Source organism: Bacillota bacterium, from assembly GCA_036504675.1.
GTDB lineage: Bacteria > Bacillota > Sulfobacillia > JAJYWN01 > JAJZPE01 > DASXUT01.
Genome location: DASXUT010000143.1, coordinates 24,752 through 35,190 on the forward strand (window position 1 = coordinate 24,752; position 10,439 = coordinate 35,190).

Sequence of the window (10,439 nt, forward strand, 5' to 3'; positions counted from 1 at the left end):
CTTGAAGGAGGTCTGGGCCCCTCTGTAGGGCGGGGGCGATAGAGCGGAGCTGCCTAAGGCATGTTGGCGGCCTTCCTACCAACATGTATCGACATATTCCGACTTTAGTTCAGTTCCAGTTTACATCGCGATGGACTTGCGGTATACCCGGTCTAGGTCCCGGGGACGACGCGCAAGGCGTCTCCAGGAGCAAGCTGGGCGGCAAGAAATATTTGCGCTCCACGCACTTTCGCAAGAAGATTTGCGGCAGGAACCAGACCGTCCACGTTGAATTTCGTTTCGTTCAGGTCTGCTCAGGAGGTGATTGTTCCATGGGCCGTCCGTCGAAGAAGCCGCACAAGCCAGGTTCGGTCCCGCCCGCGGCCTCGCCCGCGGCTTCGCCCGCGCGCTCCGAACTCGAGGCCCGCATCCGCACCGCCTACCCAAGACTCAGCCCGGCCAAGCAGAAGATCGCCCAGTGGATCCTCAGGAACACCGAGGAGGCGGCCTTCTTTTCGGCGGTGATGATCGCCAAGGCCGTCGGCATCAGTGAGTCGGTGGTCACCCGCTTCGCCCTCGACCTTGGCTTCTCAGGCTTTCGCGGCCTCCAGGAGGCTAGTCAGCTGATCCTCCGCGACCGCCTGAAGGTGACCGACCGGCTGCGGCGCGCCTTGGCCGACGAGCACTCGGCGATGAGCCACAGTGTCCGGATCTTCGAACGGGACATGGAGAACATCCGCGAGACCATGGCCGGCGTGTCCGAAGCCGACCTCGAGAAGGCCGCCGACCTCATCGTCAAGGCCGACAAGGTCGGGGTCGTCGGCCTGCGCAGCGCCCTCGCCCCCGGCCTCGTCCTTCACACCTTCTTGAACGAGGTCCTGGGCAACGCCCGCCTGATCATCCCGGGGCTCGGGGATTTCTTCGATTACCTGCGTTTCTGGGGACCCAAGGACGTCGTCATCGGCGCCAGCTTCCTGATGAGCCGTAACTTCACCCTGGACGTCATGCGCTTCGCCAAGGAGCGGAAGTGCCGGGTGATCGTCATCACCGACAGCGCCGTGGCCCCCGTCACCGAGGTCGCCGACCTCATCTTCGTCGTCCGGACGTCCGGCGAGTTCATCTCCTACGCGGCTTCCATGGCCCTCATCGACGCCCTGCTCTATCAGGTGGCGGCGAGGGTCAAAGACAAGTCCGTGGCCCTGGCCAGCGAGACCGAGGGCCTGGTGCGGACCTACTTCGGAAGCCGCGACGAGGAGCGGAACAGATAATCCCGGCCAGTTGAATGAGCCCATAGGAGGGCGTCTTCCGACCTCCGCGCTCGGAACCAGGTCGTCCAATGGTGCCAGGTTTGAGTCAGCAAGACCCAAGTCAAGGAGGCAGAGCAGATGAAGAAGAGATGGTCGCTCCTGGTTTGGCTCGTCGTCTTCGCCATGATCGTCGGGATTTCCGCCGGCTGCAGCGGCGCCAAGACCAAGGAACCAGAGAAGCTCAAGGTGGCCCTCCTCGTCCCCGGCTCGATCACCGACGGCGGCTGGAGCGAGTCGGCCTACAAGGGTCTCAAGAAGGTCGAGTCCGATTTCGGTGCCGAAGTCAGCTACATGCAGATCAAGTCACCCTCCGACGTCGTCGAGGGCTTCCGGGATTACGCCCAGAAGGGCTACAAGATCGTCTTCGGCCACAGCTACGACTATCAGGACGCGGCCAAGCGGGTCGGTCCCGACTTCAAGAACACCATCTTCATCACCAGCGGCGGCACGACCGTCATGGACAATGTCTCGCCGATCTATACCGAGTTTGAACAGGCCACCTACCTCATGGGCGTGGTGGCGGCCAAGATGACCAAGACCGGTACCGTCGGGATGATCGGCAGCCAGGACATGCCGGCCATCTCCAAGACCCTGATCAGCTTCGAGCAGGGCGTCAAGGACACCGATTCCAAGGTGAAGGTCCTGAAGACCTACATCGGCAGCCAGGACGACGTGGGCAAGGCCAAGGAAGCGACGATCACGATGATCAACTCGGGCGCCGACATCTTCTGGGTCAGCGCCAACGCCGCCGGCCAGGGCGCTCTCCAGGCCGTCCGCGAGAACGCCAAGAAGGGCGTCAAGATCTTCGGTTCCTACTCCCGGTGGTCGGACAAGGATCCTGACGTGGTCATCGCCGACGGCGTCATCGACTTCTCCAACGCCTTCAGCGTCATCGTCAAGCAGGTCAAGGACGGCACCTGGAAGTCCGGCACGATCCGGGTCGGGACCAAGGACAACGTCGTCCAGTTCCTCTGGAACGCCAAGATGACCATCCCGCAGCCGGCCAAGGACGCCTACGACAAGGCCCTGAAAGACATCCAGGACGGCAAGATCAAGATCAACATCGGGGCCTATTGATCCAGGGCTCACCGGTTAGCGCCGTTCAAGACTGAGAGGTGAGCCCCCTGTACGCTCTCGAGACCAGGGGCGTCACAAAGCGATTCGGTGCCCTGGTGGCCAATGATCACATCGACATCGGGGTCCGGCCCGGAGAGGTCCTGGCCCTTCTCGGCGAGAACGGCGCGGGCAAGACCACATTGATGAACGTCCTCTATGGTCTCCTGCGACCGGACGAGGGTGAGATCCTGGTGGGCGGGCGACCGGCCGAGCTCCGGTCGCCCCGCCAGGCCATCGACCTCGGGATCGGCATGGTCCACCAGCATTTCATGCTGGTCCCGGCCTTTTCCGTGGCCGAGAATGTCGTCCTCGGGATGCACAAGAAGACCGGCGCGGTGATCTCCAAAGCCCGCCTGAATTCGTCCGTCCGCGAATTCGCCCATCGCTACAATTTCGACCTCGACCCGGAAAGACGGGTCGGCGACCTTCCAGTCGGTCTCCAGCAACGGGTGGAGATCTTGAAGAGTCTCTATCGTGGGGCCCAGGTGCTGATCCTCGACGAACCGACGGCGGTCCTCACCCCCCAGGAGATCGCCGAGCTGTTCAAGGTCGTCCGGCATCTGCAGTCCGAAGGCAAGTCGGTTATCTTCATCAGCCACAAGCTTAACGAGGTGATGGAGATCAGCCAGCGGATCGCCGTCCTCCGCCTGGGCAAGGTGCAAGGGAGCGTCGAGACGGCCAAGACATCCTCGGCCGAGCTGGCCAGGATGATGATCGGCCGGGATCTGGCGGCCCCTTCCCGCTCCCCAGGGCATACCGGTGAGCAGCCGGTACTCTCCATCAAGGGGCTGACTGTGAAGCGGGGCGAGAAGGCCGCCTGCGCCGATCTCTCGCTCGACGTCTGGGGCGGCGAGATCGTCGGCCTCGCCGGCGTCGACGGCAACGGCCAGAAGGAACTGGTCGAAGGCATCCTCGGCGTGGCGCCGGTGGCGGCCGGCCGGGTCACCCTCGACGGTCGTGACATCACCGGCAAGAGCCCGGCCCGGGTGATCGACGCCGGGCTGGCCCTGGTTCCCGAAGACAGGCAGGTCCGTGGCCTGGTGATGGACTTCTCCATCGCCGAGAACCTGATCCTCGAAGGGCACCGGGTGGCCCCCTTCCGTCGCGGCGCCTTCATCGATGATGGGCGGGTCAACCGATACGCCCAGGGACTGGTCAAGGACTTCGACATCCGGACCGGCGGCGGGCCGTCGGCCCCGGTGTCCTCGCTGTCCGGCGGCAATCAGCAGAAGGTCGTTCTGGCCCGGGAAATCTCGCGCGATCCCAAAGCCCTTGTGGTCATGAAACCGACCCGGGGCCTCGACGTTGGAGCGACCGAGTACGTCCACAAGCGCCTCCTCGAGGAGCGGGCCAAAGGAAAGGCCATCCTTTTGGTCTCGACGGAGCTCGAGGAGATCATGGACCTCAGCGACCGGATCGCCGTCATGCACCGTGGGGAACTCACCGGTCTGGTCTGGCCCGACGTCAACCAAGAGGACCTCGGCCAGATGATGACCGGAGCCAAGACCATCTTCACGGCCCTGGCGCCCAAAGGGGGCGGCAGTCGATGAACGGGCGGCAATCGATCAACACCAATTTGCGCCTCAAGATTGTCCTCGGGGCGGCGCGTCAGCTGGCCATCCCTCTCCTGGCCGTCCTGTCGGCCTTCATCGTCGGCATGGTCATGGTCGCCCTGGCCGGATTCGATCCGATCAAGTCCTTCATCGCCCTCCTCGACGGGGCCTTCGGGAGCGGGATCAACTTCACCGAGACCCTGGTCAAGAGCGGGCCATTCCTGTTCACCGGGCTGGGCGTGGCCATCGCCTTCCGCAGCAAGTCGTTTAACATCGGGGCCGAAGGCCAGTTCTACATGGGGGCCTTGGCCGTCAGCTGGCTGGGAGTGGCCCTCGGCGGGCTGCCCGCGGTGGTCCTGATCCCGATCCTGATGGTCGCGGCCTTCGTGTCGGGGGGCATCTACGGGGCCATTCCCGGGTACCTCAAGGCCCGGGTGGGCGCGTCCGAAATCGTCACCACGGTGATGATGAACTCCATCGCCGTCCAGTTCGTCAACTGGATCATCCGCGGTCCCTTGCAGGAGCCGCGGCACTTCTACCCGGAGACGGCCGAGATCGCCGCCTCGGCCAAGCTGCCGGTCCTCATCCATGGGACCAGGCTTCACCTGGGCCTCTTCATCGGCCTGGCGATCGCGGTGCTGGCCTACTACTTCATCACCAAGACCGTCCTCGGCTACCAGATCAGGGCGGTCGGCTCGGGCCCGCTGGCGGCCGAATACGCCGGCATCGATATCAAGCGCAACATCATCCTGGCCATGGCCATCAGCGGCGGCCTGGCCGGCCTCGGCGGGGCGGTCGAGCTGACCGGGGTGACCTGGAAACTCTACAGCAATTTCTCACCGGGCTATGGCTACAGCGCCATCGCCGTGGCCCTCCTGGCCAGGCGGAACCCGCTGGCCGTCATCCTGACGTCGCTGCTCTTCGGGGCCCTGGCCACCGGGGCCAACAACCTACAGCGGGCGGCCGAGGTCCCGGCCATGCTCTCCTCGGTCATGCAGGCCCTGGTCATCTTCTTCGTCCTCGGTTACGCCGTCTATGAACAGTGGCCACGGAAGGGGCGGGGACGCCCCGTGCCTGGGCCGAAGGCCGGGACACTCGCCGCGGCTGGGTCGGGCGAGTCGAAGGGGGCCGGCGCCGATGACTGAACCACTCTTCAGCCTGAACGCCATCGTCCTTCTCTTGGCCTCGACGATGCGGACGACCGCGCCGGTCCTTCTGGCGGCCATCGGCGGCCTCTACTCGGATCGCTCGGGGGTCCTCAGCATCGGTATGGAGGGCTTCATGCTCACCGGGGCCTTCGCCGGTTTCGTCGGCGCCTTCTACAGCGGTAACCTGTGGGTGGGCCTGCTCACGGCCATCGTCGCCGGAGCCGCGCTGGCCTTTCTGTACGCCTACTTCTCTATTTCCGTGGGCTCCAGTCAGGCCGTCACCGGGACCGGCATCGTCATGCTGGCTGCCGGGGCCACCGGCTTCCTGAACCGCGTGCTCTTCCGGTCGAGCGGGGACTTCGTCCGGATCACCCCCTTCCAGCCGGTGGCCATTCCCGGGCTCAGCCATATCCCGGTCCTCGGTCCCATCCTGTTCAACCAGAACATCCTGGTTTACCTGGCCTTGTTGTTGGTCCCGGTGACCTGGTTCATCCTCTACCGGACCGCCCTCGGCCTGGACATCCGCTCCGTCGGCGAGCACGCCAAGGCCGCCGACACCGTCGGCCTGAACGTCAAGTTCATCCGTTACGGTTGTGTGGTGCTGAGCGGGGCCCTCGGCGGCCTGGGCGGAGCCTACCTGTCGCTGGCCCACGCCAACACGTTCATCGAGATGATGACCGCCGAGCGCGGCTACGTGGCCTTCGCCATCATCATCTTCGGCAAGTACAACCCGTTCGGCGCCCTGGGCGCCGCCCTGCTCTTCGGGTTGGCCGACGCCCTCCAGCTGAAACTGCAGGTAGGCGGCCTACCCATCCCCTACGAGTTCCTGCTGATGTTGCCCTATGTCCTGACCCTGGTGGCGATGGTCCTGGCCGGGCGGACGACTTCGCCGGCCAACCTGGGGACGGCCTACAAAGAGGAGTGAGCGTCCGGGGGAGCCGAGCCAAGGCCAGACGACTGAGATCGCCGAGAGGAGCCTGATGATGGGCCAATCATACAACCATCCGAAGAAGATAAAGATAGTCGTGCACAAGCTGACGAGCCCCCCCGACGGCGGGGCGTGCCACATCCACACCGAGGGGCAGGAGTTCGAGTTCGACTTCGAGCGCTGCCCCAAGGACTTCTGCGCGGCCGCCTTCCACAGCCTCTGGCCCCACCTGCGAGTCATGGAGCTGGGCGGCCGGCACCCCTGGGACAAGGAGTCCGGAGTGACCTACGTGGCCTGCCCCGACCCCAACAAGACGACGGTCTTCAAGATCATCGCCGACGACGGGAGACAGGCGCCAAAGGGGAACTGACGCCGGCGGCCAGGGCCGCGGCCGGGGAGCTGATCGGGCGGGGAGGTACCGACGATGACAGGACGACTTTCAGACCCGGTGCGGTGGAAGACCATTGAAGGCCCCGAGGACCTGCGCGCCCTCCTGGTCGAGGTTGGCGGGTTGGGTGACTTCTTCATCGTCAAACCCAACTGGTTTGACCCGCGCCCGGGCAGCTATACCGACCCCTACGTCCTGGACCTTGTGCTGACTGCCCTTCCCGGCAAGAAGCTGGTCATCGAAGGGCATTCCCACTCCCGCAACGACCTCTCCCAGCGAATCACCCCGGAGAACATGGACGACCAGCGGGAGTGGATCCGCCGGCAGGAGCAACTCTACCTCGACCGCACCGGCCTGGCCGAGGTCCTGAGCCGCCACGCCGTCGAGTATCTGAACATCACCGAGGAGTACTGGGCCGGCCGGGTGGCCGCCGCCTCGACCGTCCGGGACCTGGTCGAAAGCAGGTATGGGCCCCTGACTCACCAGGAGTTCTACGGCTACGTGCCCAAGCGGCTGTTCGACCTCCGCGGGGCGACCCTCATCGACCTGGCCCGGATGAAGATCAGTTCGCCGACCTCCCGCGACTACAGCCTGACCATGAAGAACCTCTTCGGCCTCATCCCCCACGTCTCCCGGTACAGCTATCACGACAGCCTCTCCGAAAGCATCATCGACATCAACCTGGTCTACCGGACCCTCTTCGACGTGGTCGGGGTGGGCGAGGGGATCCGGCAGGCCGTCTTCTTTTGGGACAAGGGGCGGTTCGTCACCCCCTGGAGCCGCTTCGACGTCGTCAAGGACCTCGGCATGGCGGTCGCCGGACGCGATCTGGCCGCCGTCGACACCGTGGTCGGCATGATGTTCGGCCAGAACCTGACCATGCGAACGGCAATCAAGCTGGCCGAGGAGAAGTTCGGGGAGCTGGATCCGGAGGCCCTCGGAGAGCCGCCCCTGTTGGTCGATGTGAGAGATGAGGACTGGATCGGCCCCCTCGAGGCCCAGGGTCGGATCGTCAGCGAGCCGGCCTGAACTGAATGACAGGCCGGCGGGCCCGGGCGGGCAAATCCGCCGGGGCCTGTTCCTGTTGAAGGTGCACCCTGCCTGTCCCCAGAATAGTGTTAGTGGGGTCACCGGATCGACCGGTGCCCCTGTATGGGAGCGGTACGGGCCGAGGCAGAGTATTAGCCGAACGATGATCGAGGAGAAGCCGGTGGCGCTGGGAACCACTTGGCCGGCTCCCGAGATGTCTGACGAGGAGGTCGACGATGGTTGGGCCGATCGCGCGCGGATAAGACCCCGGTTGGTAGCGGGATCACTCTCCGTCCAGTCACGCTGGCGGATCTGGACTGTTTCAAGACTTGGTGGGCCGAACCGGAAGCCAACCGGCTGGACTCGGGAGTCGCCCGGGAGGCCCCCGGCGGGCACTTCCTGGATGAGATCGGCCGGCTGATCATTGGCGGCGGGCTCCCCACATGGCGGATGGTTGAAGCCGAGGGAGCCGGTCCGGTCGGATACGCCCTCTATCGCGGCTACGACCGGGTCGGCAAGAGCGCCGAGATGGCCATCCGGATTGGTCTCGAGCATTGGGGAAAGGGCTACGGAACGGCGGCTACCCGTCTGCTCCTTGATTATTTGTTCGAGACCCTGAGGGTCAGACGGGTCTGGTTGGAAGTCGTCGACTTCAACGAGCGGGCCATCAGGATGTACCGCAAGGTCGGTTTTCGCGAGACGTCCAGAATCCCGGCCCAGGGCGATCGGCCAGGCATCGTGACCATGGAGGTCAGGCGATCGTCGCCATCGGACCGGCGCAGGATCGTCTAGGCCTTCCGCCGGGCGCCGAGACGGGCCGTTGGATGGCCTCGCCCGCATAACCCCTCGCGACCGCGGGCATACCAAGCCCGGAAAGAAATGGGCAGTCTGCCCGCGGGGGGGGAGCTTCATGGACCGAGGCCGGCAAGAGAAAGGCCGCGAAGAGAAGCCCGAGGAGAAGAGGGCCTTCGAGGCCAAGGAGCGCCGCGTCGCCAGGGAGACCAAGGACGAGACCGGCCGCGAGAAGAACGAGTCCAACGAAGAAGTCGAAATGCGCAACATCGCCGCCGAGTGCGCCGAATACACGCCGATCTACCACGATCAGCCGGTGTCTCTGTCGGCCACGGAGGCCCTCGAGCGCAGCTGCGGCACATGCGAGCACTTCAACGGCGGGGAATGCGACATCTATCAGCGGGAGAGCGGGACGGACCAATCCGGCAACCGGCGCGGCCGGCAGTAACCTTTCCGGCCGCCGACGGTCACAATCGAGAGCACCAACGACAGATGCCTTCCGACAATCGACGGAAGGCATCTTATCTTGTGTCTGCCCACAACGGGCAGACCTCGCGCCGCCATTCTTCGTGGGCCGTTTTCCCGGCCCGGTCGGCCGCTGGTAACAGAAGGGAAAAGGCCGGCGCAGGTCGAAAGGCATAAGGGTAGAATTACCCAGCGCCAAAATGCACCGCCCCGTGCTATGATTGAATGTCAGCGGTGTCTGAATTCAAGCGGCCTTCCGAAGCGGGGTGACGAGCCTGTTTCCTCAACTCAAGAACCTCACGCCTCTGGACCTGGCGACTTCGATCATCGACATCGCCATCGTCGCCTACGTGCTTTATCGGCTCTTCGTCCTCATTCGCGGGACCCGGGCCGTACAGCTGATCAAGGGAATCATCGTCCTCCTGATCGCCACCACCGTCAGCGGTTGGTTCCATCTCTATACAATCAACTGGTTGATGCGCCAGGCGCAGGTCATGCTGATCGTCGCCCTGCCCATCGTCTTTCAGCCTGAACTCAGGCGGGCCCTCGAGCACCTCGGCCGGGGTCGCCTCTTCGCCCGATCCCTCCGGTTCATGGGCGAGGAAGAGGTCAAGAAGGTCATCAAGGAGATTACCCGGGCGGTCGAGCTCATGGCCAAGAATAAGACCGGGGCGCTCATCGTCATCGAGCGCGAGACCGGTCTCAAGGAAGTCGCCGAGACCGGGACCAAGATCGACGGCGTGGTCTCGGCCGAGTTCCTGGTGAACATCTTCGTGCCCAAGACCCCCCTGCATGACGGGGCGGTGATCATCCGCGGTGACCGGATCGTCGCCGCCGGCTGCTTCCTGCCGATGACCGAGAACCAGGAAGTCGAGCGGGAGTTGGGGGCCAGACACCGGTCGGCGATGGGAATCACCGAGCATTCCGATGCCTTGGCGGTGGTCGTGTCGGAGCAGACCGGAGGCATCTCCCTGGGCAACGCCGGCAAGCTGATCCGCCACCTCGACCCGAAGACCCTGGCCGAGCTGCTCCAAAGCAACCTGGTGCCGCGCTCGACCATTGGCGCTTCGCCGAACGGAGGCGAAGACCGTGGATAGGCTCCTCGAACGAGACGTCTTCCTGAAGGTCCTGGCGGTCTTCTTGGCCGTCATCCTATGGTTCCAGGTGACCGGCGAGCTGAACCCCGAGATCCAGCGGGTCATTTCCGGCATCCCGGTGGTGTACACTAATCCGGAGCAGGGCCTGATGATCATGGAGAAGAAACCTGAGACCGTCAGCGTCAAGGTCCAGGGCCTCCGGGCCGACCTCGGCAAGCTGTCGAAGGATGATTTCAGCGCCACCGCCGACCTTAAGGGCGGGGCCGTCGGCTGGGGGCAATTCCCCCTGATCGTCAAGGCCAAGAACGACGGGGTCCAGCTGATCGAATATCCCACCGAAGTCTCGGTCCGCCTCGACACTAATACCAACCGGCAGATGGATGTCCAGATCCACTTGATCGGGGTCCTCGGCGACGACTTCGCCAACAAGCAGCCGGTGGTCCGGCCAAGCCAGGTCGCCATCCAGGGGCCGAAGAGCCGCCTCGACCTGGTCGCCCAGGTCAGCGGCGACCTCGACATGACCGGCGCGACCGGTGAGATCAAGCGCTCGGTCCCGATCAAGGCCGTCGACGCCCAGGGCCTCGAGGTGGGCGGCGTGACGGTCAAACCGAACGTCGTCGACGTCACCGTCTCCGTG

General features: G+C 64.5%; 11 protein-coding genes. All 11 read left to right on the forward strand.

Translation table 11 applies throughout. The features are described from left to right. The first annotated feature begins 311 nt into the window (after positions 1–311). Positions 312–1,247, forward strand: coding sequence for a MurR/RpiR family transcriptional regulator (locus VGL40_09835; GenBank protein HEY3315556.1), 936 nt, complete (start codon positions 312–314; stop codon positions 1,245–1,247). A 117-nt stretch (positions 1,248–1,364) separates the two neighbouring features. Continuing rightward, positions 1,365–2,363, forward strand: a complete 999-nt coding sequence (locus tag VGL40_09840) for a BMP family protein (protein HEY3315557.1) — start codon at positions 1,365–1,367, stop codon at positions 2,361–2,363. A gap of 38 nt (positions 2,364–2,401) precedes the next feature. Next, entirely contained in the window at positions 2,402–3,952 is a 1,551-nt protein-coding gene (locus VGL40_09845; GenBank protein HEY3315558.1) for an ABC transporter ATP-binding protein, read from the forward strand. Beyond that, complete coding sequence (locus VGL40_09850; protein HEY3315559.1) at positions 3,949–5,100, forward strand: ABC transporter permease; 1,152 nt, start codon at positions 3,949–3,951, stop codon at positions 5,098–5,100. The genes VGL40_09845 and VGL40_09850 overlap by 4 nt, the downstream gene beginning before the upstream one ends. After that, positions 5,093–6,028 (forward strand): ABC transporter permease, encoded by a 936-nt coding sequence (locus VGL40_09855; protein HEY3315560.1) that lies wholly within the window; start codon positions 5,093–5,095, stop codon positions 6,026–6,028. The genes VGL40_09850 and VGL40_09855 overlap by 8 nt, the downstream gene beginning before the upstream one ends. Positions 6,029–6,086: 58 nt before the next feature. Beyond that, positions 6,087–6,401 carry a TIGR04076 family protein gene (locus VGL40_09860; GenBank protein HEY3315561.1) on the forward strand — a complete coding sequence of 105 codons (315 nt, stop codon included), beginning with the start codon at positions 6,087–6,089 and terminating at the stop codon, positions 6,399–6,401. Positions 6,402–6,455: 54 nt separating this feature from the next. Continuing rightward, positions 6,456–7,448 carry a DUF362 domain-containing protein gene (locus tag VGL40_09865; GenBank protein HEY3315562.1) on the forward strand — a complete coding sequence of 331 codons (993 nt, stop codon included), beginning with the start codon at positions 6,456–6,458 and terminating at the stop codon, positions 7,446–7,448. A gap of 240 nt (positions 7,449–7,688) precedes the next feature. Beyond that, positions 7,689–8,240: a GNAT family N-acetyltransferase gene (locus VGL40_09870; protein ID HEY3315563.1), complete on the forward strand. Its 552-nt coding sequence runs from the start codon at positions 7,689–7,691 to the stop codon at positions 8,238–8,240. A 118-nt stretch (positions 8,241–8,358) separates the two neighbouring features. Continuing rightward, positions 8,359–8,688, forward strand: a complete 330-nt coding sequence (locus VGL40_09875) for a hypothetical protein (protein ID HEY3315564.1) — start codon at positions 8,359–8,361, stop codon at positions 8,686–8,688. A gap of 292 nt (positions 8,689–8,980) precedes the next feature. Continuing rightward, positions 8,981–9,802 (forward strand): diadenylate cyclase CdaA, encoded by an 822-nt coding sequence (gene cdaA / locus VGL40_09880; protein ID HEY3315565.1) that lies wholly within the window; start codon positions 8,981–8,983, stop codon positions 9,800–9,802. Next, positions 9,795–10,439 (forward strand): CdaR family protein (locus VGL40_09885; protein HEY3315566.1); only part of this gene is annotated, 645 nt, incomplete at its 3' end. The genes cdaA and VGL40_09885, both read left to right, overlap by 8 nt.

Coding starts and splice junctions, on each gene's coding strand:
- VGL40_09835 (HEY3315556.1), top strand. CDS start 312: ATGGGCCGTCCGTCGAAGAAGCCGCACAAGCCAGGTTCGGTCCCGCCC.
- VGL40_09840 (HEY3315557.1), top strand. CDS start 1,365: ATGAAGAAGAGATGGTCGCTCCTGGTTTGGCTCGTCGTCTTCGCCATG.
- VGL40_09850 (HEY3315559.1), top strand. CDS start 3,949: ATGAACGGGCGGCAATCGATCAACACCAATTTGCGCCTCAAGATTGTC.
- VGL40_09855 (HEY3315560.1), top strand. CDS start 5,093: ATGACTGAACCACTCTTCAGCCTGAACGCCATCGTCCTTCTCTTGGCC.
- VGL40_09860 (HEY3315561.1), top strand. CDS start 6,087: ATGGGCCAATCATACAACCATCCGAAGAAGATAAAGATAGTCGTGCAC.
- VGL40_09865 (HEY3315562.1), top strand. CDS start 6,456: ATGACAGGACGACTTTCAGACCCGGTGCGGTGGAAGACCATTGAAGGC.
- VGL40_09875 (HEY3315564.1), top strand. CDS start 8,359: ATGGACCGAGGCCGGCAAGAGAAAGGCCGCGAAGAGAAGCCCGAGGAG.